Below are 23,568 nucleotides of genomic sequence, written 5' to 3' on the forward strand. Positions count from 1 at the left end.
GCGGCGGCCGCCGTACAGCGTCATGTGACGCACTCGGCCTCACTCGTCGGCCCATCGGCGCAGCCCGGCCAGATTGAGCACGACCGTGCGGCCCCGGCCGGTCGCCACCAGGCCCTCGTGCTGCATCGCCCGCAGACAGCGCACCACCGACTCCCTGGACGCACCGGCAGCGGCGGCCAGTTCGTGCTGGTTGACCTGGACGGCTATGGCTCCCGGCGGGGTGTCGGAGGCGGACGAGCCGTGCCGTAACGCGAGCTTGACCAGCAGGCTGGCCAGCCGGGCCCGGGTGGTGTGGGCGCCCTGCTCCGCGCGCAGCAGGTCGGAGTCGCGCAGCCGGGTCACCACGCTGTGCAGCACGGACAGGCACAGCCCGGCGTTCCGCTCCAGCAGCCGCAGGAACACCTCCGCGGAGATCACCACGCCCTCGACGCGCCGCATCGCGGTGACCGTCGCGCCCCGGGGCCGACCGTCGACGCAGGAGAGCTCGCCGACCAGTTCCCCGGGTCCGCGCAGGGCCAGCAGGCTGGTGTAGCCGTTGGTCGAGTCCACGGTGGCCTTCACCAGGCCGCCGGTGAGCAGCACCACGAAGTCGGCCGGCTCGCCCTCCCGGATCAGGACGTCCCCCCGGTTCCAGCGGCGCAGGTGCCCCGCGCGGCGCAGCAGCTGGAGTTCCTCGCCGGTGAAGTGCTCCGCCGCCGCTGCTTTGCGCCGCGTCAGCCCGCGGTGGCTCGTCTCGGTCATACCCGCTCACTTTCCCCGCCCGGCCGCTGTGGTGCGCCCCGGCGCACCGCCGCCCCGGGTGCCGGCCGCGCGGTTCCCCGCCGGCAACTCTCCACCGCCGCCCGCGCCGTGCCAAGGGCCGGGCGGCGCCGCGCCCGGTCCGCCCTGCCTCTTCCGGCCGCCTTGCCTCTTCCGTTCTCCCGGGAGGGCGCGGCGGGTTGGCGCAGCGCGACGCAGAGCATGCCGGTGAGTTCGAGGTCGTACCAGTGGCCGTGGGGCCAGCCGTCGGTCATGGTGGCCACGTCGTCCGGGGAGAGGCCGATGCGGTGGCGTTCGGCGGGCAGGCGGTCCGTCAGACAGGTCGTCACCAGCCAGTGCCCGCCCGGGGCCAGCAGGCCCCGGACCCGGTCGGCGACGGCCGTCTTGTCCGGCAGGAACGCCAGCGCGAGTCGCATCGTGACCAGGTCGAAGCCCGCCCGGGGCAGCCGCGCCGTCACCTCGGCGGCGTCCGCGAAGTCCAGGCGGCGGGCGGACAGCCGGGGTTCCAGGTCGGCGTACCGGTCGCGGGTCGCGGCGACGGCGGCCTCGGACCAGTCGACGGCGAGCGTGCGGTACCCGAGACCGGCGAGCACGGCGGCGTACGTCCCCAGGCCGCACCCCACGTCCAGGGCGCGGGCTCCGGCCCGCGGCGGTACGGCCCCGGCGAGCAACCGCGCCTCGTGCGCGTCGACCCGGCGAAAGCCGTTCCCGGCGGCGAAGTGCCGGTCCCAGTGGTCCCGTTCGGAGGCGCCGGAGACCATCACGGCGTGCGCAGCAGCTTGTTGACCGCCCGGCCGAACACCACCCGGGCCATCCGCTCCAGCAGCGGATCGCAGAACGCGGGCAGCGGGCGGAACCGCAGCTCCTCCCGCCACAGCACCCGGGTACGTCCCCCGGGCCCCGGCCGCACCTCCAACTCGGCCCAGCCGAGGACCGTCCGGCCGCGCTTGACCAGACGGCACAGGCCGGGCTCGCCGTCGTGCGGCGGGCGCCAGACGGTCACCTCCATCGGATCGCTGAGGGAGAGCGGGCCGAGGCCCGTACGGGCCACGAAGCGGGTGCCCTGACGGGTCGGCGGCCCGGTCGTCACGACGACCCGGGTCAGCGGGACCGTACCGGCGTGCCGCGGCCACTCCGTGAGCCGGCGCCAGGCCTCGTCGATCGGCAGCGGTGCCGTGCGTTCGAGCAGGAAGTTGGCCACTCGACGATCTTAGGAAACCGCAGGCCGCGATGGGGGGCCCAGTCGTCTCGGACAGGTGAACTAGCCGGTCCTTCGGCGACGGGCGTAGGCTTGACGGTGCGGCGGGATCCCGCGCGATCCGGGCGGTGCGCAGCCGCGTTCTCCTACCATTCCTCGTACGGGCGGGCACTCCGCCTGCCCCCAGGGGGAGTTGGTCGTCATGTCGTTGAAGACCTATGGCGTACTGATCACACGGGCGGTCGACACCCGACGCGAGGGCGCCGTCGACACCCCGCACTACCAGATCCACCTCACGGACGACACGGGCACGCACTACCGTGCCTCGGTCAACGTCCTGTCGCAGCAGCGTCCCGCGGACCTGCTCTACCTCGTCGACGAGGACTTCCAACACCCGCTCACCACCCGCCTGGAGGGCCTCCCGAGCGGCTGGAACACCCTGCCCTCGGGTCCCGGCGGACCCAACCTGGACTTCGTGCGCGGGAACCTCTTCGACCCGGGCAAGCTGCGCACGCTGCCGCCGGACGTGTCCGGACCCGACAACGACCTCGCCGACCTCCTCGACCACTACGTGCGGCGCGCGGTCGACGACCGGGACGCCCGCATGTACGTCTTCGGTGAGCGCTTCGGCCCCGAACCGAAGGTCAAGGACAAGGTGTTCGGCTTCCTGCCGGGCAACGGCGTCCACGACATCCACATGAACCAGGGCAACAGCGGCCGCTTCCGGGGCGACGACGGCGTCTGGCAGGACGGCGGGCTCCTCGTCCACTTCCCGGGCCAGAACCGCTGGGTGGGCATCTTCCTCGCCTTCCAGAGCCAGTCCTGGCACACGGACGACGTCACCGGGCAGCCCCTCGACGAGGTCGACGGCAGGCGTCCCGAGCAGGCCGGCGTCCAGCCCGTGCGGATCGTGGCCGCGCTGGTCAATCCGCTCGGCCCGACGCCCGAGGCGGAGAACGTCACGCTGCTCAACGCCTCGCCCGACCCGGTCGACCTGACCGGCTGGCAGCTCGTCGACCGGGTCGGCAAGCGGGCGGCGGTGCCCGCCGGCGCGCTCGCCCCCGGCGTCTGCCTGCCGGTGGCCCTGTCCAACGGCGTCCAACTCGGCAACCACGGCGGCGAGATCACCCTGCTCGACGCGGGCGGCCTGAAGGTGCACGGCGTCTCGTACACCGCCGAGCAGGCCACCCGGGAGGGCTGGACGGTGGTGTTCTGACCCCGTCCGGCCGGTCGCCGGGCTACGGCCGGTAGACCTCGCCCGGCTTCGCTTTCCCGGGTGCCAGCAGCTGAGGCACGGTCACGAAGACATAGCCGCGCGCCTTCAGGGCGTCGATGATGCCGGGCACGGCGGGCACGGTGCCGTCGTAGATGTCGTGGAGCAGGATGATCCCGTCCCGGGACGCCTGCTCCAGGACGCGCCGCTTGATCAGCGCGGAGTCGGTGGTCGTGTAGTCCTTCGCGGTCACGCTCCACAGCACCTCCGCGAGGCCCAGCTCACGGCTGATCCGGTGGACGGTCGCGTTCGTCCGGCCCTGGGGCGGGCGCATCAGGGTGGGCCGGTGCCCGGTGAGCCGTTCTATCGCCTTGTTGGGCCGCTCCAGCTCCTCGCGTATCTGCTTCTCCGATATCCGGGTCAGGATCTTGTGGTCCCAGGTGCGGATGGCCACCTCGTGCCCCTCGGCGGCCATCCGCCGGACGAGCTCCGGGTACTTCGCGATGTGCCGCTTGCCGAGCAGGAAGAAGGTCGCCGGGACCTGCTTCTCCTTGAGGATGTCGAGCAGCCGGGCCGAGTTCTCGCTGGGCCCGGCGTCGAAGGTGAGCGCGATGCTCCCCCAGAGGGGGCACCCCCATTCACTCCGACTTCGCTCCGTTCGCCTCGCGGCAGTCGACGGTCCCGAACCGGGCTGCCTGCCCGGTGGCCGACGCGCGGGCGGCGCTCGGCGCGGTCGTGTCGACCTCGGCGCAGCCGGTGAGCGCGAGCGCCAGACAGGAGAGGGCGGCGATCGGGGCGGTGATGTGGAACCTGAGCGCCCGTGCGCGCATCTTCCACGGTGAAGGCTGTCCGGGGTTCTTCCCGGGCTTCTTTCCGGGCTTCTTGGTCAGCAGAGGCATGCCGGGACTATACGCAGCGGGTATAGATGTGGTGTATAGCCGGGTGCGGGAGTCGTATCACCATGGAAGGTGAGGACCGACCTCCACCCGAGAGGACGACCCATGCTCTTCCAGGACCGCAGGCAGGCCGGACGCGAACTGGCCGAACGGCTCCGCATCCAGCAGGAGAAGGGCAACCTGCCGGACCCCGTCGTCCTGGCCCTGCCCCGGGGCGGCGTCGCGGTGGCCACGGAGGTCGCGCGGGCGCTCGGCGCCCCGCTCGACGTACTCCTCGTCCGCAAGATCGGCGCCCCGCACCACGAGGAGTTCGGCGTCGGCGCCATCGCCGGCGACGACCCCCCGCTCTACGACACCCAGACCCTCGACAGCCTCGGCCTGACCGAGGAGTCCCTCGCGCCGAAGGTGGAGCGGGAGCGCAAGGAACTGCACCGCCGCGAGGACCGCTACCGGCAGGGCCGCCCGCCGCCCGAACTCGCCGGCCGCACGGTGATCGTCGTCGACGACGGACTCGCCACCGGCTCCACCGCGCGCGCCGCCCTCCGTCACGTACGGCGCCGCTCGCCCGCGCACCTCGTCCTGGCCGTCCCGGTCGGCGCGCCCGAGTCGGTCGGCCTGCTCAGCGGCGAGGCCGACGAGGTGGTGTGCCTGCACCAGCCGCGGGCCTTCTCCGCCGTCGGCCAGTGGTACGCCGACTTCGGACAGCTGACGGACGACGACGTGCTCGACGCGCTGTACGGGCCCTGAGGCGCCGTACGGGCAGTGGGGAGGTACGGGCGTGCCGGAGATGACGGAGCAAGAGGCGCGACGGAGGTTCACCGGAGCCCGGGTCGCCCGGCTGGCCACGGTGGACGAGGCGGGCCGCCCCCATCTGGTGCCGGTCGTGTTCGCCGGGCAGGGCACCGACGGGATCGTGACCGCCGTGGACCGCAAACCGAAGACCACGACCCGGCTCAAGCGGCTGCGCAACATCGCCGCCCGGCCGGACGTGTGCCTGCTGGCGGACGCGTACGACGAGGACTGGGAGCGGCTGTGGTGGGTGCGGGCCGACGGAGCGGCCAGGGTGCTCCTGCCCGACGCCGCCGACTCGGCCGAGCGGGACGCCTGCGCGGCCGCCGTGACCGTACTGCGGGACAAGTACCCGCAGTACTGGGACGCCCCGCCGCACGGCCCGGTGATCGCCGTCACCGTCCGGCACTGGACCGGCTGGCGGGCCCAGTGCGCCGCCGTCATCGACCCTCCGGGCCTGCATCCAGCAACGGACTGACCGCGTGCGCCCCCTGCTCGGCGTTGGTGAGGACGACGATCGCCGCCCCCGCCGCCGGGTCCACGGCGACGATCCCCGACTGGCCGGGATACGTGCCGCCGATCCGCGCGCTGTCGTGACCGGGGCCGCGCCACAGCAGCCAGCCGAGGCCCGGCCCGCGCAACGGGGACGTCCCGCCGGGCACCGGGACCTGGAGGGTCCGCATCGTCGCGGCCCACGGCGACGCCAGATGGGCCACCAGGAAGCGGGCCAGGTCGGCGGCGGTGGTCAGCAGCGTGCCGCCCGCCGGTCCCATCGCGCGCGCCGTCATCGGCTCGTCGGTGCGCGCGGGCAGGGCCTCCAGGACGCCCGACCGGACCGCGTGCCCCCGGGCCACCGCCGGGCCTGCCGGCGTCTCCCGTCCGGTCACGAACCCGGTGTCCGCCATGCCCAGCGGGCCGAGCAGCTCGGTCCGTACGGCCTCCTCCCACGGCCGCCCGAGAACGAGCTCGATGATCCGCCCGGCCAGGACGAAACTGCCGTTGGCGTACGAGAAGGCGGTGCCCGGCGGGAAGAGCGTCCCGGCCTCGCGCAGCCGCTCCACGTACCGGGCGACACAGTCCTCCTCGTCGCCGGTGTCGACGAAGAGGCCGCCGCAGTCCAGGCCGCTGGTGTGCGAGACCAGGTGACGCACCCGCAGGCCCGCCGGCCACGGGCCGGGCACCAGGTCCGCCACCGGGGTGTGCGCGGCCACGCGACCGGTCCGGACGCAGCGCATCAGCAGGTCCGCGGTGAGCAGCTTGGTGAGCGAGCCCGGCCGGAAGCGGGTGGCGTCCAGCACCGGGTCCGCGCTCACCGCGTCGGCGACCCCGGCCGCGCCCAGGCGCACGGTGTCGCGCAGGATCCCCGCCGTCTGGGCGCCCGGCACCTCGGGCAGGGACGCCAGCCGCTCCGCGAGCGCCTGCGGGTCCGCGGCCAGCTCGCCGACCGGGCCGCGCAGGGTCTGCGGCGCGCCGGTCATCCCTCGGCCTCGACTTCGTCCAGGAGGGCCTGAAGGGAGTCCTTGTCGTCGGTGAGCGTCGAGGCGATGCGGGCGGCCATCTCGCGCAGGGTCAGCTCCTCCAGGAAGAGCGTGACGGGCACGTCCACGCCGGTCTCGTCGTGCAGCTGGCTGATGAGGTGCACGGCCGTGAGCGAGTCGCCGCCCGCCTCGAAGTACGTCAGGTCGAGGTCGGCGCCCCGCGGGATGCCGAGGGCGGCGCCGAGCAGTTCTACGACGCGGGCCTCGGTGTCGGCGGTGCTGTCGGTGGCTGGGGTGACCAGGGCGGCCGGGGCTGCCTCCCGCGGTAGTTCCACGGTCTCCTGGCGCCTGCCGAGCCGCAGCGCCCCGTGCGCGTCCCCCGCGAACGGATACGTGGGCAGGTGGACCCGCGGCCCCCGGGCGTCCAGCGGCGCCGGCCAGACGACCTCCGCTCCGCCGACCCAGTCCCGGCCGAGCGCCGTCAGGTCGTCCGCCCCGAAGGCGTCCGTGACGACGTCCCCGGCGGCGAGCTTCTCCAGCGCGTTCGCCGCGTCCTCGGCGGTGGCCGCGACCACGCAGCCGCGCACGGCGAGCGCGCTGCGGCCACCGCGCAGCGTGCGGCCGACGGCCGCCAGCGGTGGCGCGTCCGGGCGGCGCAGGACGGCGGCGAGGGCGCGGGCCGCGGTGACCAGCTGGGCGCCGGTGCGGGCCGACAGCGGCAGCACCTCGTTCCCCGGTGCCGTCGGCGCGGGCGCCGCGGGCCGGGGCGCCTCCTCCAGGACGACGTGCACATTGGTCCCGCCGATCCCGAGGGAGGACACACCCGCCCGGCGCGGCGTGCTGTCCGGGTGCTCCCAGGGCTCGGTGCGGTCGACGAGCCGGAACGGCAGCGAGCCGTCGGTCAGTTCGGGGAAGGGACGGGTCACGTTGACCGTGGGCGGCAGGGCCCGGTGCTGGAGCATCAGCACCGTCTTGACCAGGGAGGCCACGCCGGCCGCCGCGTCCAGGTGGCCGACGTTCGACTTCACGGAACCGATGACGCAGCGTTCCGTGTCGGCGAAGGCCACGGCCGCCGCCGCGACCTCGATGCGGTCGCCCAGCTCGGTCCCGGTGCCGTGCATCTCGACATACCCGGCCCGCGCCGGGTCGAGCCCGGCCGCCGACCAGGCCTCCGCGACGGTGGACGTCTGCTGGTCCACGCTGGGCGCGGTGAAACCGACCTTCGCCGCGCCGTCGTTGGTGACCGCCGAACCCCGGATCACCGCCCGGATCGGATCGCCGTCCGCGAGCGCGTCCTCCAGTCGGCGCAGGACGACCACACCGACGCCGCTGCCCGGGACCGTACCGCCCGCTTCCACGTCGAAGGGCCGGCAGCGGCCGTCCGTCGACAGGATGCCGCCCTTCTGGTGGACGTAGCCCCGCCGGTCCACGCGGGACACCGATACCCCGCCCGCCAGCGCCGTGTCGCACTCGCCGAGCAGCAGCGCCTGCGCGGCGAGATGGACGGCCGTGAGCGAGGTGGAGCAGGCCGTCTGCACGGTCATGCTCGGACCCGTCAGCCCGAGCCGGTACGACACCCACGGCGCCAGGAACTCGCGGTCGGTGAGGAACCGCACCTGGGCGGAGCCGAGGGCGGCCGCGTGCGCCGGGTCGGTGAGCGCGGCGAGCTCGTGCTCGGTGGGGCTGCCGCCGACGTACACCCCGGTGCGCCGGGACTCGCCGCGCGGCGGCTGCCCGGCGTCCTCCAGAGCGCTCCAGGCCGCCTCCAGCAGCAGCCGGTGCTGCGGGTCGAGGACCGCGGCCTCCGCCCGGTTGAAGCCGAAGAGCTCCGCCTCGAACCGGTCCGCGTCGGCGAGATGGCCACCCGCGCGTACGTACGAGGGGTTGGCCAGCTCCTCGGCGCCGACCCCGTCGGCCAGCAGGTCCCGCTCGCTGAAGTCGGCGATCGAGCAGACGCCGGAGCGCAGGTTGTCCCAGAACCCGGAGAGGTCCGGGGCGCCGGGGAAGCGGCAGCTCATCCCGACGACCGCCACCGCGTCCGGGCCGGAGTCCTCGGACCAGGACTCCCCGGGGGCCGGGGCGGCGTCGGGGGCGTGGGTGTCCGTCATCGCGGGTGACCTTTCGAAGAGGATGCTTTGCGGGCGGCCAGGCGTTCGCGGCGCAGCCGGCCCCGGTCGGGTGCCTCAGCCGGCGCGGGCCCTGCCGGCCCGGCGGCCGGTGCCTCGGCGGGTGCGCCGAGGAGCTCCGCCAGGCTGCTGACGGTGGGACGGCGGAACAGGTCGACCATGGTGATCGCGCCGCCGTCGGGGTGCTCGCGCAGGCCGGTCAGCACGGCCAGCAGACGCAGCGAATTGCCGCCCAGGTCGAAGAAGTTGTCGTGGACGCCGACGCGCGCGCGGCCGAGCACGCGCTGCCAGACCCCGGCCACGAACCGCTCGGCGTCGGTGCGCGCGGCGGCGTACGGCTCGGCCAACTCAGGGCGCCGGTCCGGCGGTTCCGGAAGGCGAGCGCGGTCGATCTTGCCGGATCGGTTCACCGGGAGCTCGTCGAGGCGGACGAAGACCTCCGGGACCAGGTGCCCGGGGAGCCGCTCGGCCAGATGCGCCCGCAGCGCACTGTCGGTGACCTCGTCCGCGCCGGCGGCGGCCGTGACGTACCCGACGAGCCACCGGTCCCGCTCCGGGCCGCGCAGGTCGACGGCGGCCACGGCCACACCCGGGTGACTCGCCAACGCGCTCTCGATCTCGCCGAGTTCCACCCGGACGCCCCTGACCTGGACCTGGTCGTCGACCCGGCCGACGTACGACAGCGAACCGTCCGCGTGCTGCCGGGCCAGGTCCCCGGTGCGGTACATGCGCGCGCCGGGCGGCCCGAACGGATCGGCCACGAACCGCTCCGCCGTGGCCGCGGGCCGGCCCACGTAACCCCGGGCCAACGAGGCGCCGGAGACGTACAGTTCACCGACCGCGCCCACCGGCACCGGCCGCAGCCGCTCGTCGAGGACCACGGTCCGGTCGCCCGGCACCGCCCGCCCGATCGTCACCGGCCCGCCCGGCTCCAGCTCCCCGTACGTGCAGGTGACCGTCGCCTCGCTGGGCCCGTACCCGTTCAGGATCCGGCGGCCCGGCAGCGCCCAGCGCTCCACCAGCTCGGCCGGGCACGGCTCCCCGCCGACGTCGAGCGTGCGCAGGTCGGTGAGGTGCGCCGGATCGGGGACGGTCAGGGCGGCCGTCGGCGACAGGCACACATAGCTGATGCGCGCGGCGCGCAGCCGCGCGGCGAGGGCCTCGCCGAGGCGCTCGTGCTCCCCGGCGATGTGCAGCTCGGCCCCCGCGACCCAGCTGAAGCACAGGTCGGCGACGGACACGTCGAAGCCGAACGAGGCGTGCTGGAGCACCCGGTCGGCGGCCGTGATCCCGCTGCACCCGCGCACCGCCACGGCGAGGTTGGCGAGCGCGCGGTGCTCGACGGCGACGCCCTTCGGCGCGCCGGTGGAACCGGAGGTGTAGACGATGTAGGCGAGGTCACGCGGGTCCGCGTCGAAGGACATGGCTTCTCCGGAGCCGTCCTCGGCCCCGGCGTCCTCCAGACGGACGACGGGCACCCCCAGCCCGGCCGCCCGCTCGGCGGTGGCCGGCGCGGCGACGACGAGCCGGGTGCCGGAGTCCGCCACCAGGTACGCCAGCCGGGCCGCCGGATGCGCCGGATCCAGCGGCACGAAGGCCCCGCCCGCCAGCAGCACGCCCAGCACGGCGACGGCCATGTCGGCCGACCGGGGCAGCAGGAGCCCCACCGGGACGCCCGGCCCCACTCCGGCCGAGCGCAGCCGACGTGCCACGGCGCCGGCCCGGTCGATGAGTTGCTGGTACGTCAACTCGGTGTGGGCGTCGGCCAGGGCGAGCGCGTCGGGGCGCTCGGCGGCGCGGTCCAGGATCAGCTCGGGCACCAGCCGGCTCGTCGGCGCCGCCCCGGCGGTGAAGTCGTTGGCGGTCAGCAGGTCCCGCCGCTGGGCGGCCGACAGCGCCTCGGCCGCGGCGAGCGGGCCGTCCGGCGCGGCCAGCAGACCGTCCAGCAGGGTGTGGAAGTTCTCCGCCCAGCGGCGGATCGTCTCCGGGGCGTGCAGATCGGTGCGGTACACGAACTGCGGAACGATGTCCTCGCCCCACTTCTCCACGTACAGCAGCAGCTCGAACTGGGCCGTGTCCACCGGCAGTCGGACGCGGCCGACCTCGGCGCCCGGCAGGTCGAGCCGTGGCTCCGCGTCCGCGACATGGTCGAGCATGACCTGGACCACCGGAGTGCGGCCCGGCGCGCGCGGCGGGGCCACCGCCTCCACCACCGCGTCGAAGGGAGCCTCCTGGTGCGGCCGTCCGGCGACCAGCCGGGCGTGCACCCGGTCGACGACGTCGTGGAACGACGGCCCGCCGGACAGGTCCACCCGGACGGCCAGGGTGTTGGTCAGCATGCCGACCATGTCGTACAGCTCGGGCCGGTCGCGGGCGTACGACGGGATGCCGACCACCAGGTCGTCCTGGCCGGTCAGCCGGCCGAGGAACGCGGCGAACGCGGCCAGGAACACCGTGAACGGGGTGACGCCCCGAGCCCGGGCCAGCGCCGCCAGGCCCTCCCGGGCGGCGGGCGTGAGCACCGTGCGCTCCACGGCGCCGTCGAAGGACGCGACGGCGGGCCGGGGCCGGTCCACCGGCAGGGCGAGGGCCTCCGGGGCGCCGCGCAGCTCGCCGGCCCAGTGCGCGACGGAGTCCTGGTAGGCACCCGAGGCCAGCCGTTCGGTCTGCCACGCGGCGAAGTCGGCGTACTGGACGGGAAGGTCCGCGGGAGCGAAGGGCACGCCCCTGGTCCGTTCCCGGTAGGCGGCGGACAGTTCGCGCAGCAGGATCTCCAGCGACCATCCGTCGCACACCAGGTGGTGCACCGCCAGCAGCACCCGGTGCGTCCCGTCGTCCACGGCGTGGACCAGGCAGCGCACCAGGGGGCCCGCGGCCAGGTCGAAGGGCCGCAGCGCGGCTACGGCCAGGCGCGCGTTTGCCTGTGCCGCCGGTACGTCGTGCTCGACGCCGAAGTCGACCCGCACGTCGGCCGACACCACCTGCACCGGCTCGCCGTCCGCCGACGTGCGGAACACGGTGCGCAGCGACTCGTGGCGGTCGACGACCGTATCGAGGGCCTCGCGCAGCGCGTCCGCGTCGAAGGGGCCGCGCACCGCGAACGCGACGGGCACGTTGTACAGGGCCGTGCCGGGGTGCATCCGCTCCAGGACGAGCAGATGCCCCTGGGCGGGGGACACGGGGAACGCGTCGGTCGGCGGGGCTTCGTCAGTCACCGGTGCCGCCCCGGGCCGTGGCCGCGAGCAGCACGTCCAGCGCGTCGGCCCACAGGCCGGCCAGGCCCCGGATCTCGTCCGCCGGGAACTCGTCCTCGGCGAACGACCAGGTGGACACCAGCCGCGCCGTCCCGTCCGTCTCTTCCTCCGCCGCCACGTCGATCTCCAGGGCGTGGGCCAGGGGGAGCGCGGACTCCGACGAGCCGATGAGGTCCAACCCCGAGATGCGGCCCAGGTAGTTGAACCGGACGCTCGGGTCGGGAAGGCCGGCGAGCTCGGCGGCGGTGTCCGGGTTGAGGTGGCGCAGCAGGCCCCAGCCGATGCCGCCGGCCGGCACCCCGGACAGTTCCGCGTGGACCGCCAGGGCCGCCGCGAGGGCCGCCGCGTCGTCCGCCCAGAAGGCCTCGGTGCCGGACTCCAGCCGCACCGGGTACGGCGCGGTGAACCACCCGGTCGTCCGGGAGACGTCGGCGCCCGCCGTCCACGGCTGCCGTCCGTGCCCCTCCAGCTCGACGAGCAGGTCACCCGGCGCGCCGCGACGGCGGGTCACGGCGGCGGTCAGGGCGGCGAGCAGCACCGCGTCCGGGCCGCAGCCCAGCGCCGCCGGGACCTCGGTCAGCAGCGGTTCCGTACGGTCGACGGGAAGAGCCAGCGTGACGGTGGTGCGCCGCTTGCGCACGGCCTCCGTCCGCAGCGGCACCGTTCCGGTCAACGTCCGTTTCCAGTACGGCAGTTCCGCCTCGGCGCGCTCCGGCTGCCGGGCCTCGGTGTGCAGCAGCTCCGACCAGCGGCGGAAGGAGGTGCCGGGAGTGGTCGACGGCGGCTTCGTGCCGCCGAGCAGGGCGGTCAGCTCCTCCGCGAGCAGCCGGCAGGAGACGCCGTCCACCGCCAAGTGATGGAGGGTGAGCAGGAGTTGTCCGGCGCGGCCGGGTCCCGCGTCGTACCAGACGGCACTCAGCAGCTCCCCGGCGTACGGATCGAGCCGCACCCCGGGCGCAGCCGTGTGCGCGGCCGCCCTGAGGTCTTCGTCCGGCAGCCCGGCCGCGTCGACCCGGGTGACCGGCGCCTCGGCCGCCGCGGCGGGCGGCACGTCGAACTCCCAGTCCCCGTCCGCCAGTCGCACCAGCCGCATCCGCAGCACCGGGTGCCGCTCCGGCAGCGACCGCACCGCACCTGCGACCCGGGCGAGGTCCAGCCCCTCGGGCGTCGGCACCAGCAGGGACAGCGTGAAGCCCGGCACATCGGCGTCCTCCAGCTCGGCCAGCCAGCGCATGACGGGCGTGGGCAGGAAGCGCCCCAGCTCCTCGCCGACGTCGGCGGCCGCGGGCACCCGCGCCAGTGCGGAGAGGGCGGCCGGGGTCCGTGCCTCCCACACCTCGGCCGGGGTGAGCGAGAGCCCCGCCGTCGCACCGGCCCGCGAGACCAGCTGCAACGCCGCGATGCTGTCGCCGCCCAGGTCGAAGAAGCTGTCGTCCGGACCGACCGACTCCAGCCCCAGCACGCTCGCGAACAGCTCGCACAGTGCCTTCTCGTGCGGCGAACGAGGAGCCCGGGGCGCCGCGTTCGCGCCGGGCGCGAGAGACGCGGGCGCGGGCAGCGCCGCACGGTCCAGCTTGCCGTGCTCCGTGACGGGCAGCCGGTCCAGCGGGACGAGGACGGCGGGGACCATGTGCGCGGGGAGCCGGGCGGCGCAGTGGGCGGCCAGTTCGGCGGTGAGATCGGCGGCCGGTGCGTCGGGCGACCGCTCGGCCGGCGCCGTCCCGTCCGCCGTGTGCGGGACGACGTACCCGACCAGCCGTGGCGCGCCCGGGGTGTCCTCGCGCAGCAGGACCACCGCGCGGCTCACCGACTCGTGCTCGGCGAGCACGGCCTCGATCTCGCCGGGCTCGATCCGCAGGCCGTGCAGTTTGATCTGGTCGTCCGCCCGGCCGGCGAACTCCAGCTGCCCGTCGGCCCGCCACCGGCCCAGGTCGCCGGTGCGGTACAAGCGGGTGCCGGGCGGCCCGTACGGGTCGGCCGTGAACCGCGTCGCGGTCAGCCCCGCCCGCCCCAGGTAGCCGCGCGCGACGCCCGCACCGGCGACGTACACCTCACCGCGGACGCCCACCGGCACGGGCCGCAGCCACGGGTCGAGCACGTACACGCGCGTGCCGGTGACCGGCCGCCCCACGGGAGGGACGGAGCCGTCGCCGGGCAGCGGGTCGGACACGGTGGCGGCGACCGTCGTCTCGGTCGGACCGTACGCGTTGCACAGCCGTCGGCCCGGGGCCGCCCAGGAGGCCGCCGTCTCCGGCGGACAGGCCTCGCCGCCCACCGCGAGCGACCGCAGCCCGGGGACGCGCTCGGGCGGCACGCCCGCCAGCACGGACGGCGGCACGATGGCGGCGGTGACGCGCAGGTCGCGCAGCGCCTCACCGAGCGCCTCCGCCACGAGCGGGCCACCGCCCGGGACGACCAGAGTGCCGCCCGCGCCGAACGCCATGCACAGCTCGAACACGTAGATGTCGAAGGCGGGGGAGCCGAGTTGGGCCGTACGGCTGTCCTCGTCCAGAGCCATCCGGTCGGCCAGGGTGCCCGCGAGGTCGGCGATGCCCTCGTGGGTCACCACGACACCCTTGGGGCGGCCGGTGGAGCCGGACGTGTACGTCACATAGGCGGCGGCCGACGGCTCCGCCGGGCGGGCGGGCAGCGGTTCGCCGTCGTACGCCGTGTCGTCGAGCACCAGCACCGGCACGCCGGTTCGCGGCAGCGCGGACGCCGTGGCCGCGTCGGTGACGAGGAGCCGGGGCGCCGCGTCCTCAAGGACGTAGCAAAGCCGCTCCTTTGGATACCCGGCGTCGAGGGGCAGGAAGGCCGCCCCGGCCCGCTGCACCGCGAGCGCGGCCACGGCCATCGACACGGACCGGCCGAGCGCGAGCGCCACGACGGTCTCCGGTCCGGCGCCCGACTCCACCAGGCGCCGGGCCAGTCGGCCGACCCGGTCGTTCAACTCGCGGTAGGTGAGGGACAGCTCGGCCGACTCCACGGCGACCGCGTCGGGCCGCCGCTCGGCGTGCCGCTCCACGAGGGCGGGCAGGGTGAGCGCGCCAGGACCGTCCTCAGGCGTACGGGCGCGCGCGCCGTCGGAGGACAGGGATCCCGGTATCCGCTCCCGCGGCAGCAGTTGATGCCGGTTCACCGGTGCCTCCGGGTCCGTCACCAGGCGGCGCAGCAGCGCGGGGAAGCAGGCCGCCCAGTGGGCGGCGAGGTCCGCCGGGTACACGCTCGTCCGGACCTCGAAGGCACCGGTCATGCCCTCGTCGGACTCCTGCACCGACCCCACGAGATCGTGCTCGCCGCCCGTCTCCACCCGGCGCGGTTCGGTGAACTCGCGCAGCCGGGCCACGCTCTGCTGCTGCGGCAGGTGCATGAACACCCACTGGTACAGCGGCGAACGGCCCGCCGTGCGCTCCGGCGCGACCTCGGAGACGATGCGGCCCACCGGCACGTCGGCGTTGGCCAGGATCCGCGGGAAGTCGGCCGCGAACCGGTCGACGGTCTCCGCGAACGAGGTGCCGGGGGTGAACCGCCAGCGGGTGGGCACGGAGTTCATGACGTAACCGATGACCCGCTCCAGGCCGCGCGCGGCCCGGTTGGCGGTCGGGGTGCCGATGACGAGGTCGTCGGCGGTGGTGATCCGGTGCGCGAACACGGCGAAGGCCGCCATCAGCACGCCGTACACCGTGGTGCCCCGTGAGCGCGCCAGCGCCCGCACCGCGGCCTCCGTCTCCGCGTCGACGCGGAACGGAAGTTGGGCGATCTGGACGCCCTCGCCGCGCCCCGTGAACCCGGGCACCGTCAGCGGTCCGGGCGGCGCGGCGAGGTGGCGGCGCCAGAAGCCGAGCCGCTCCCCGAAGACCCCGGCCGCGTCCAGCTCCCGCTGCCAGGCGGCGAAGTCGGCGTACTGGATCTTCGGGCGGCCGGTGTCCGTCCGCGTCCCCTCGCGCAGCGCGCGGTAGGCGCCCGCGAACGCGGTGTGCAGGACGTCGAACGACCACCAGTCGGTGATGATGTGGTGCAGCGACAGCATCAGCGTGGACCGGCGCTCGTCCACGGTGACGAACCAGCCGCGCATCAACTGATCCGACCGCAGGTCGAACGGCCGCGTCGCGAACTCGCCGAGCAGATCCGGTAGTTCGCGGACCGTGGCGCGCAGGTCCACCCGCTCCAGCGTGAAGCGCCCGGTGGGCGGGAAGTCGACCCGCAGATCACCGGCCTCGCCCCGGATCCGGGTGCGCAGCACATCGTGCCGCTCCCGGACCAGGGTGAGCGCCTCCTCCAGGTCGGCGGGGTCCACGGGCTCGTCGAAGTCGTAGGCGCAGCAGATGTTGAGCGCCCCGGTGCCGGGATAGAGCGACTCGTACACCCACAGGTCCTCCTGCGCCGGGCTCAGCACCACCGGCGCGTCCGGGTCGCGCGGCGGCACCACGGCCGGTACGGAGTCGGCCCGGCCGCTCTCCACCAGGCGGCGCAGCAGCCGCACGCGCTGCTCGCCGCCCAGCGCGGCGAACCGGTCGGCCGGGGAAGGGGCGGGGCTCATGCGAGGTCCTTTCCGATGTCGGCGAGCCGGTGCAGGGAGTCGATGATCCGGTCCCGGTCGAGGCCGAAGTCGACGAAGCAGGCGACCTCGTCGCAGCCGAGTTCGCTCAGGTCGGCGAGCAGCTTGTGGCAGGTCCCGGGCGAGCCGAGCAGCCCGCCCCAGGCCAGATAGCGCTCGAAGGCGAACTGGGCGAGCCGGTCCACGGTCTGCGCGGTCAGCGCGGCGACGCCGTTGTCCTCGCCGCGGTTGGCGGCGGTCTGCCGTACGTACGAGGTGAGGTAGTCCTTGAGCGGGTCGGCGACCAGGGAGCGGACCTCGGCGTCGTCACGGCCGACGTAGGCGTGGGTCATGAGGGTGACGGTGGGCGCCGGTGACTCGCCGGTCTGCGTCGGGGCCGCCGCGAACGCCTCCCGGTAGGTGTGGACGCGCTCGGCGAGATCCTCCCGGCGCTGTCCGACGGTCGCCGCGAGCACGCCCGTGCGCAGCCGGCCCGCCGCCTCCCAGGTGGCCGGCGAGCCGGAACTCGTCATCCACAGGGGCAGCGCCGGCTGCACCGGGCGCGGTTGCGGGCGTACGGCGACCCGGCGGCCGGTGCCGTCGGTGAACTCCGCCTCCTCGCCGGCCCACAGCCGGCGCAGCAGCGGGATGTCGCGCAGGGCGCGCTCGCGCCGGTCGGCGTAGTGGCCGGGTGCGAGGACGAAGTCCGTGGAGTGCCAGCCGGTGGCCACCGACAGACCGGCCCGCCCGTGCGAGAGGTTGTCGACGACCGACCAGTCCTCGGCCACCCGCAACGGATGGTGCAACGGCAGTACGGCGCTGCCGGCCCGCAGCGCGATCCGCTCGGTCGCGACCGCGAGGGCCGCGCTGAGCACCGGCGGGCTCGGGAAGATCTGGCCGACCTGCTGGAAGTGCCGCTCCGGCGTCCACACGGCGTGGAAGCCGAGCCGGTCGGCGGCGCGGGCGATGGCCAGGATGTCCTCGTACCGCGCCGCGTGGTCCGCCCCGGAGGGATCCGTCCCGCCGGTCGGATAGGACCCGAAGAACATCACGCTCAGCTTCACGACGATTCCCCCGTTGTCTCCCGCGCCGTGTCGCGGGTCGTCCCCTGCCGCCCGGCCTGTGGCGTGCGGCGGGTCGAGCGGGGACGCGCCGGGATCGGCGCGTCCTTCGGGCCGCTGCCGATCGCGCGGGCGAGCGCGGCGGCGGTCGGCGCGGTGAAGAGCTGCGCCGCCGTCACCGCGAGCCCCGCCTCCCGGCCCAGCCGGGCGGCCGCGCGGATCGCCGTCAGCGAGTTGCCGCCCAGCGCGAAGAAGTCGGCGTGCGCGTCGACGTGGTCGAGCCCGAGCACCTCCGCCCAGACGGCGGCGATACGGCGGGACAGGTCGGTGCGCCCGGCCGGGCCGGCGGGGGACACCTCGCGCGGGGCCGGGACGGCGGCGGGCGTCGCCTCCGGACCGTGCGGCGGGGCGAGTCGGCCGACCGGTGTGTCCGGCGCGGCGCCCGCCATCCGCCGCAGCACGGTCACGAACGTGTCGGCCAGCCACCCGGCCGTCTCGGCCGTGAAGGCCCCGGTCCGGTACTCCAGCGCCACGGTCAGCCCCGTGGGCACGCGGCCGGGTCCGTGCTCGTCCGTCACCTCCAGCAGCAGGTCGAAGCGGGCCGGACCGGGCCGCAGCACCTCGACCCGGGCGTCCACGCCCGGCAGGTCCGGCTCCGGGCGGGCGTTGTTCTGCAGCACCAGGACCACGTCGGTGAAGGGGTTACGGCCCGGCAGCCGTACGGGATTCACCGCGTCCACGACCCGCTCGAAGGGCACGTCCTGGTGGTCGAACGCGGCGAGGTCGGTCTCCCGGACCCGGGCCAGCAGCTCCCCGAGGGAGGGGTCGCCGGTGAGATCCGTGCGCAGCACCAGGAAGTTGACGAAGAAGCCGACGAGGTCGGTCAGGTCCGCGTCGCCGGTCCGCCCGGCGACGGCCGTGCCGATCGGCAGGTCCTCGCCCGCACCGGCGCGCGCCAGCACCACACCCAGGGCGGTGTGCAGGACCATGAAGAGCGTGACGCCCTGCCGCTGCGCCAGCGCGGTGAGCCCGCGGTGCACGCCGGCGTCCAGGAGACGCTCGACGGTGGCGGCGGCTCCGCTGTCGGCGTCGGCCGGGGCGCCGATCGGCGTTCCGACCGGGGTGCCAGCCGTGTTCCGGCGGGGTAGGGACAGCCCGGCGGGCAGCCCCTCCAGCGTGGTCCGCCAGTGCTCCAGCCGCCCGGGATCCAGGCGTTCCCGCAGCGCGTGGTCCGCGTACTGCACGGGTGCCGGGGGCAGCGCCTTGCCCGCGTACGCCTGCGAGAGGTCTCGCAGCAGTGGCGCCAACGACCAGCCGTCGAGCGCGATGTGATGCGTCCTCAGCATCAGAACGTGCGCACCCGGACGGTCGGTGAGGGTGAACAGCACCGTCCCGAAGGGCGGTTCGGACGCGAGGTCGAACGGCCGGGACGCCGTCTCGGCGATCCGCGCCTCCAGCTCGTCCGCCCGGACCGGGACGCGCGTGAACGGCGGTGCCCCGACGGGCAGGACGCGCTGCACCGGCTCCCCGTCGACCTCGTCGAACACCGTGCGGAGCACCTCGTGCCGGGCGACCACCTCGCCCACCGCACGCTCCAGGGCCTCCGGGTCCAGGTCGCCGTCGAGCCGTACCAGAACCGGCAGGTGGTAGGCCGCGCCCGCGCCCAGGCGGTCCAGCGACCACAGGCGGCGCTGCGCGGAGGACACCGGCAAGGGGTGCGGGCGCGGTGCTGACCCGGCGGCCTCGACAGGGGTGAACTCGGGCAGCAGACGGGCGAGTTCGGCGACCGTCGGGGTCTCGAAGAGCTGCCGGATGCCCGGGGCCGCGCCGAGCCGGCCGTGCATCCGGCCGATGAGCCGCGCCGCGAGCAGAGAATTGCCGCCCAGGTCGAAGAAGTCGTGCTCGATGCCGACCGACTCCACGCCGAGCACCTCCGCGAACAGCGCGCACAGCTCCCGCTCGGTGTCGTCGCGCGGGGCGCGGGCCACGGACACGGCCGCCGGCCCGGGCCCGGCCGACGGCTCGGGCAGGGCGGCCCGGTCCAGCTTGCCGTTCGGGGTCAGGGGCAGCGCCGCCAGCGGCACGAAGAGCGAGGGCACCATGAAGTCCGGCAGCACCGAGGCGGCGTACTCCCGCAGCCGTACCTCCTCCCGGGCGACCACGTAGGCGACCAGGCGCTGCCCGTCGCCCCGCGGGTCAGGACCGGCGACCACCGCCACCTGCTCGACGCCCGGACACCGTGCCAGCACCGCCTGCACCTCGCCCGGCTCCACCCGGAACCCGCGGATCTTCACCTGCGTGTCCACCCGGCCGAGGAACTCCAGGGCGCCGTCGGCCCGGCGTCGGCCGCGGTCGCCGGTGCGGTACATCCGGCTGCCCGGCGGGCCGTACGGATTGGGTACGAACCGTTCGGCGGTCACCCCGGGCTGGCCCAGGTAGCCGAGCGCCAGCCCGGCCCCGGCGGCGTACAACTCGCCCGTCCCGCCCGGGGGAACGGGGCGCAGCCGCTCGTCGAGGACCAGCACCTCCTTGTCCTTCAGCGTCCAGCCGACGGGCACCGCCTCCTGGGCGGCGTCCACCAGGGACACGGGGTACGTGGTGAGGAACACCATGCCCTCGACGGGGCCGTAGCCGTTGCGCAGCCGCAGCGCCGGCCGGCGGCGCAGGGCCCGGCCGACGTGCACGGGGGAGAGCGCCTCGCCGCCGACGATGACCTGGCGCAGGCCGTCCAGGGCGGCCGGGTACTCGTCCACGACGACGTTGAAGAGGCTGCTGGAGAGGTAGGCGTGGGTGACGCCGTGCTCGCGGATCAGTCGCTGCATCACCAGGGGTTCGGGGCGGCCGGGCGGGTGCAGCACACAGGTGCCGCCGTTCAGGAGCGGCCCCCACAGCTCCAGGGCGAAGGCGTCCCAGGACACCGGGGCGCACTGCAACCAGACCTCCCCGGGACCGAAGCCCGCGAAGTCCTGCCCGACCAGGGTGTCGACGACCGCGCCGTGCGGGGCCGCGATGCCCTTGGGGCGGCCGGTGGAGCCGGAGGTGAACATCGCGCAGGCGATGCCGTCGGGATGGACACGCGGGCGCCGTGCGGCGGGGCTCGCCTCCGGGGCCTGTACGGGCACTTGGCGCACGCCGGGCGCGAAGGACGCCGTCGACCCGGAAGCCTCCGACCCGGATGCCTTCGACCCGGATCCCTCCGACCCGGACACGATCGTGCCGAGCCCGGCGTCCGCCGCCATGGCCCGCAGGCGTGCCTCGGGCAGTGCGGGGTCGAGGACCACATAGCCGCCGCCGGCCTTGAGCACCGCGAGCAGCGCCACCACCATCCGCGCGCCGCGCTCCAGACACACGCCCACCAGGTCGCCGCCGCGCACCCCGGCCGCCGTCAGCCGATCGGCGAGGGTCTCCGCCCGCCCGTTCAGCTCCTCGTACGTCAGCGGTCCCGAGCCGTCGACCACCGCGACGGCCCCCGGGCACCGCCCGGCCTGGTACGCGAACACCTCGTGCACACAGGCACCCCGCCACCCCGTGGTCACGTCGGCTACCGCCCCTGTATGCCCGCGGGCCACGGAGAGTGCCGCCGCTCGTCGTCGACCGGGACCAGGCAGGTGACGGAGTCGCCCTCGAACGGATTGCCGGCCATGTGAGCCTTCCTTGTCGTGTCAGTGCTGAGGTGCCTTTTCGTTCTTGACAGGTACGGCCATGTCGCCGGAGGCGTCGTCGGCGCCGGCCGCGTCCAGGGCACGCACGGGACGGCGGGCCAGGCCCCACAGCGCGACGACGACCCCGCACACGCCCGCCAGGAGCAGCAGGGCCGCCATGCCGCTGCCCCGGCCCTCCCCGACCACGGGGGCGAGCACTCCGGTGACGCCGCTGTGCGTCCGTGCCTGCGGTTCGAAGACGCGGTCGGCGAGCGGGCCGGAGATGCCCATCGCGACGGGCACCGAGAGGTCGGACAGGAACGCCTCGGCGCCGAACACCCGGCCCTGGAGCCGCTCTTCGACCTCGGCCTGGAGGATCGACTGGAAGGAGCTGTTGACCACGGGCATCAGCAGTGCCCCCAGCAGGATCGCCGTGCACCAGCCGAGGGCGCTGTGCGCGGCGGCCATGCCGATCTGGGCGCTCACGCACATGCCGACGATGCCCAGCATCATGCCGCGCGCCCGCCGCCGCGGTCCGCCCCACGCGGCCGTCATCAGCCCGCCGCCCAGGCCGCCCACTCCCATGCAGGTGGTGACCGCGGCGAGCGTCCCCGAACTCCCGCCGGAACGCGCGAGGACCATCGGCGGGATCACCGCGAACCCGGTCACCATCACGAGGTTGGCCGCGCTGGAGACCACGACGAGGGCACGCAGCCCCGGCCGGGTGAACAACACCCGCAATCCGTCGAGGGATTCGGCGAGGATGCCACGGCGGGGCGGTGCTTCGGATTCACCGGCGTCGGCGTGGGTGCTGGTGCTGGTGTCGGCGGAGGCCGCGGCGTCATCGGAGGCTGCGACGGCTCCCGTGTCCGCGGCGTCCCCGGTGTCCGTCGCCCCGAACCGCGTCACCCGTACCACCGTCAGCGCCACCACGAAGCTGGCCAGATCCAGCCAGATGATCGTGCCGATGCCGGACAGGGCGATGACCAGTCCGCCCAGGGCCGGGCCGCAGATTTCGGAGCCCGTACGGGCGGAGGAGATCAGGCCGTTGGCCCGCTGGTACTGGTCCTTGCGCACGAGCAGCGGCACAGCCGAGAGAAGGGCGGGGTTCTGGAAGGCCGCACAGGCGCCCAACAGGGCGACGGTGACATATATCTGCCAGGTGTGCAGAGTGGCGACGAGTTGTAACAGGCCCAGCACCGCGACCACCGTGAGGCCGCCGAGGTCCGCGAACTGGAGCGCGGTGCGCTTGCTGACCCGGTCGATGAGCGCGCCCGCGACGGGGGAGAGCAGGATCTCCGGCACCACCGCGCACAGGGACAGCAGCACCACCGGTGTGGCGCGTTCGCTGTTCGTCCAGGCCTGCACGATGAAGGCGAAACGGAGCGCCGAATTCCCTACAAGGGAAACGACGTGACCGCACCACAACCTGGTGAACGGACCCATGCCGGAGAACGCTCGGACGGCTTTCCTGTCGCTGGGCATGACGGTGGGTGTGGTCCCTTCCTCGGCGCTGCCGGGAGTGAATCATGGAACGTTCGACGGAAGGACGGAATCCGTAGTAATGCCTACGACGGCCATTTCGTAACGTGACGTAAAGGCGATTTTAGGCCTTCTTTGCGTGTCGGCCGTGGGCGGCAATCGGAGAAGCGGCTTCGCGCATGATTTCCGCCATCCATGCGCATAGATCACCGCAAGGCCGTCCCGTCGTAAGGGGCGGCTTCCGCGAGTGGAGTTTGCAAAGGGTCGCCGCATGAAAAACAACCGCGCGTGCGCGGACTGCCGTACGCCTCTCGCGACGGCCGGAACTCCGAATGGCCGGCCGGCGAAGTACTGCTCGAACGCGTGCCGGCAACGCGCGTACCGCAGGCGACGGTACGAGACCGCGCGCGAGCCGCGGTCGAGCCCCGGCCTGCTCGACGGCGAAGGCGCGGGACGCCGCGGCGCGGGCGTGTTCGTGGGGCGCCACGGCGAAATGGCCGAGCTCGACGTACTTCTCGCCAGGGAAAGAGTGGTGACCCTGATCGGCCGGGCGGGCGTGGGCAAGACGCGACTCGCCTTCGAGTACCTCGCCGCCGACGGCGCGCGTTTCACCGAAGTCCACCGCGTCGACACGGACGCGCCGCACGAGAACGCCATGACCGACGGCGAGCTCCTATTCTCAGCCATATCGAGAAAATCGGCCATATTGAGAAAGGAGGAAAAGGGGGATTCGGGAGGGGTCCTGGTGTTCCTGGACGGTTGTGAGCGCCACCCGGGCGCCCGCGCCCGGCTGGCCCGGCGGCTGCTCTCCCGGTACCCGGGAATCCGGTTGCTGCTCACCTCGCGGGAACCGCTCGGCGTACCGGGCGAAGTGCCGCTGCCACTCGGCCCGCTGGGGCTGCCGGACGGCGGCCGGGAGAGGAGCGCGGACGTCCTGCCCGACGCCGTCCGGCTCTTCGTGGAACGGGCCCGCGCGGCGGACGGTGGATTCCGGCTGGGCCGGGACAACCTCGACGACGTCGTCGACATCTGCGCGCGGGTGGAGGGCATCCCGCTCGCCGTCGAACTGGCCGCCGGATGGGTTCGCCTGCTGTCCGTGCGCGACATCCGGACGGCGCTGGAGGACCCGTCGAC

Annotated in this window: 14 protein-coding genes and 2 pseudogenes; 4 read left to right on the forward strand and 12 right to left on the reverse strand. The window is 74.5% G+C overall.

Annotation, left to right across the window (positions count from 1 at the left end; genetic code table 11):
* Nucleotides 1–39 precede the first annotated feature (39 nt).
* The 3 genes from IPZ69_RS33490 to IPZ69_RS33500 are packed head-to-tail and all read right to left on the reverse strand — an operon-like array spanning nt 40 to nt 1,960.
* Entirely contained in the window at nt 40–741 is a 702-nt protein-coding gene (locus IPZ69_RS33490; RefSeq protein ID WP_235458432.1) for a Crp/Fnr family transcriptional regulator, read from the reverse strand.
* Nucleotides 738–1,520 (reverse strand): class I SAM-dependent methyltransferase, encoded by a 783-nt coding sequence (locus IPZ69_RS33495; RefSeq protein ID WP_235458445.1) that lies wholly within the window; start codon nt 1,518–1,520, stop codon nt 738–740. Before IPZ69_RS33495 ends, IPZ69_RS33490 begins: the two co-directional genes overlap by 4 nt.
* Nucleotides 1,520–1,960, reverse strand: coding sequence for an SRPBCC family protein (locus IPZ69_RS33500; protein WP_235458433.1), 441 nt, complete (start codon nt 1,958–1,960; stop codon nt 1,520–1,522). The genes IPZ69_RS33495 and IPZ69_RS33500 overlap by 1 nt, the downstream gene beginning before the upstream one ends.
* A 199-nt stretch (nt 1,961–2,159) precedes the next feature.
* On the opposite strand from IPZ69_RS33500, the gene IPZ69_RS33505 reads away from it, so the two are divergent.
* Nucleotides 2,160–3,173, forward strand: coding sequence for a DUF2278 family protein (locus IPZ69_RS33505; RefSeq protein ID WP_235458434.1), 1,014 nt, complete (start codon nt 2,160–2,162; stop codon nt 3,171–3,173).
* 22 nt (nt 3,174–3,195) lie between these two features.
* Here IPZ69_RS33505 and IPZ69_RS33510 read toward each other — a convergent pair.
* Nucleotides 3,196–4,000: pseudogene (locus tag IPZ69_RS33510) on the reverse strand (polysaccharide deacetylase family protein).
* Nucleotides 4,001–4,171: 171 nt separating this feature from the next.
* Here IPZ69_RS33510 and IPZ69_RS33515 point away from each other — a divergent pair.
* Together IPZ69_RS33515 and IPZ69_RS33520 are read left to right on the forward strand one after the other, a co-directional pair.
* Nucleotides 4,172–4,813 carry a phosphoribosyltransferase gene (locus IPZ69_RS33515; RefSeq protein ID WP_235458435.1) on the forward strand — a complete coding sequence of 214 codons (642 nt, stop codon included), beginning with the start codon at nt 4,172–4,174 and terminating at the stop codon, nt 4,811–4,813.
* Nucleotides 4,814–4,844: 31 nt separating this feature from the next.
* Nucleotides 4,845–5,333 (forward strand): TIGR03668 family PPOX class F420-dependent oxidoreductase, encoded by a 489-nt coding sequence (locus IPZ69_RS33520; protein WP_235458436.1) that lies wholly within the window; start codon nt 4,845–4,847, stop codon nt 5,331–5,333.
* Here IPZ69_RS33520 and IPZ69_RS33525 read toward each other — a convergent pair.
* Genes IPZ69_RS33525 through IPZ69_RS33560 form a run of 8 tightly spaced genes read right to left on the reverse strand, consistent with a single transcriptional unit; the run spans nt 5,296 to nt 22,437 of the window.
* Nucleotides 5,296–6,333 carry a serine hydrolase domain-containing protein gene (locus tag IPZ69_RS33525; protein WP_235458437.1) on the reverse strand — a complete coding sequence of 346 codons (1,038 nt, stop codon included), beginning with the start codon at nt 6,331–6,333 and terminating at the stop codon, nt 5,296–5,298. The two genes, IPZ69_RS33520 and IPZ69_RS33525, sit on opposite strands and share 38 nt — an antisense overlap.
* On the reverse strand, nt 6,330–8,441 hold the full coding sequence (locus IPZ69_RS33530) for a beta-ketoacyl synthase N-terminal-like domain-containing protein (RefSeq protein ID WP_235458438.1): 2,112 nt from the start codon (nt 8,439–8,441) through the stop codon (nt 6,330–6,332). The genes IPZ69_RS33525 and IPZ69_RS33530 overlap by 4 nt, the downstream gene beginning before the upstream one ends.
* A complete protein-coding gene (locus IPZ69_RS33535; protein WP_235458439.1) occupies nt 8,438–11,674 on the reverse strand; it encodes a non-ribosomal peptide synthetase in 3,237 nt (1,078 codons plus the stop codon). The genes IPZ69_RS33530 and IPZ69_RS33535 overlap by 4 nt, the downstream gene beginning before the upstream one ends.
* A complete protein-coding gene (locus IPZ69_RS33540) occupies nt 11,667–16,253 on the reverse strand; it encodes a non-ribosomal peptide synthetase (protein ID WP_235458440.1) in 4,587 nt (1,528 codons plus the stop codon). Before IPZ69_RS33540 ends, IPZ69_RS33535 begins: the two co-directional genes overlap by 8 nt.
* Nucleotides 16,250–17,314: a MupA/Atu3671 family FMN-dependent luciferase-like monooxygenase gene (locus IPZ69_RS33545; RefSeq protein WP_235458441.1), complete on the reverse strand. Its 1,065-nt coding sequence runs from the start codon at nt 17,312–17,314 to the stop codon at nt 16,250–16,252. The genes IPZ69_RS33540 and IPZ69_RS33545 overlap by 4 nt, the downstream gene beginning before the upstream one ends.
* Nucleotides 17,311–20,847, reverse strand: coding sequence for an amino acid adenylation domain-containing protein (locus IPZ69_RS33550; RefSeq protein ID WP_235458442.1), 3,537 nt, complete (start codon nt 20,845–20,847; stop codon nt 17,311–17,313). The genes IPZ69_RS33545 and IPZ69_RS33550 overlap by 4 nt, the downstream gene beginning before the upstream one ends.
* 5 nt (nt 20,848–20,852) lie before the next feature.
* Nucleotides 20,853–20,954 carry an MbtH family NRPS accessory protein gene (locus IPZ69_RS47970; RefSeq protein ID WP_235458443.1) on the reverse strand — a complete coding sequence of 34 codons (102 nt, stop codon included), beginning with the start codon at nt 20,952–20,954 and terminating at the stop codon, nt 20,853–20,855.
* Between the two features lie 19 nt (nt 20,955–20,973).
* Nucleotides 20,974–22,437, reverse strand: coding sequence for an MFS transporter (locus tag IPZ69_RS33560; protein ID WP_308407570.1), 1,464 nt, complete (start codon nt 22,435–22,437; stop codon nt 20,974–20,976).
* Between the two features lie 268 nt (nt 22,438–22,705).
* Here IPZ69_RS33560 and IPZ69_RS33565 point away from each other — a divergent pair.
* Nucleotides 22,706–23,568: pseudogene (locus IPZ69_RS33565) on the forward strand (hypothetical protein); the annotation flags it as partial.

This window comes from Streptomyces olivochromogenes (assembly GCF_021538895.1).
GTDB classification, from domain to species: Bacteria; Actinomycetota; Actinomycetes; order Streptomycetales; family Streptomycetaceae; genus Streptomyces; species Streptomyces olivochromogenes_A.

Coding starts and splice junctions, on each gene's coding strand:
- IPZ69_RS47970 (WP_235458443.1), bottom strand. CDS start 20,954: ATGGCCGGCAATCCGTTCGAGGGCGACTCCGTCACCTGCCTGGTCCCG.
- IPZ69_RS33515 (WP_235458435.1), top strand. CDS start 4,172: ATGCTCTTCCAGGACCGCAGGCAGGCCGGACGCGAACTGGCCGAACGG.
- IPZ69_RS33540 (WP_235458440.1), bottom strand. CDS start 16,253: ATGAGCCCCGCCCCTTCCCCGGCCGACCGGTTCGCCGCGCTGGGCGGC.
- IPZ69_RS33530 (WP_235458438.1), bottom strand. CDS start 8,441: ATGACGGACACCCACGCCCCCGACGCCGCCCCGGCCCCCGGGGAGTCC.
- IPZ69_RS33495 (WP_235458445.1), bottom strand. CDS start 1,520: ATGGTCTCCGGCGCCTCCGAACGGGACCACTGGGACCGGCACTTCGCC.
- IPZ69_RS33525 (WP_235458437.1), bottom strand. CDS start 6,333: ATGACCGGCGCGCCGCAGACCCTGCGCGGCCCGGTCGGCGAGCTGGCC.
- IPZ69_RS33505 (WP_235458434.1), top strand. CDS start 2,160: ATGTCGTTGAAGACCTATGGCGTACTGATCACACGGGCGGTCGACACC.
- IPZ69_RS33560 (WP_308407570.1), bottom strand. CDS start 22,437: ATGCCCAGCGACAGGAAAGCCGTCCGAGCGTTCTCCGGCATGGGTCCG.
- IPZ69_RS33490 (WP_235458432.1), bottom strand. CDS start 741: ATGACCGAGACGAGCCACCGCGGGCTGACGCGGCGCAAAGCAGCGGCG.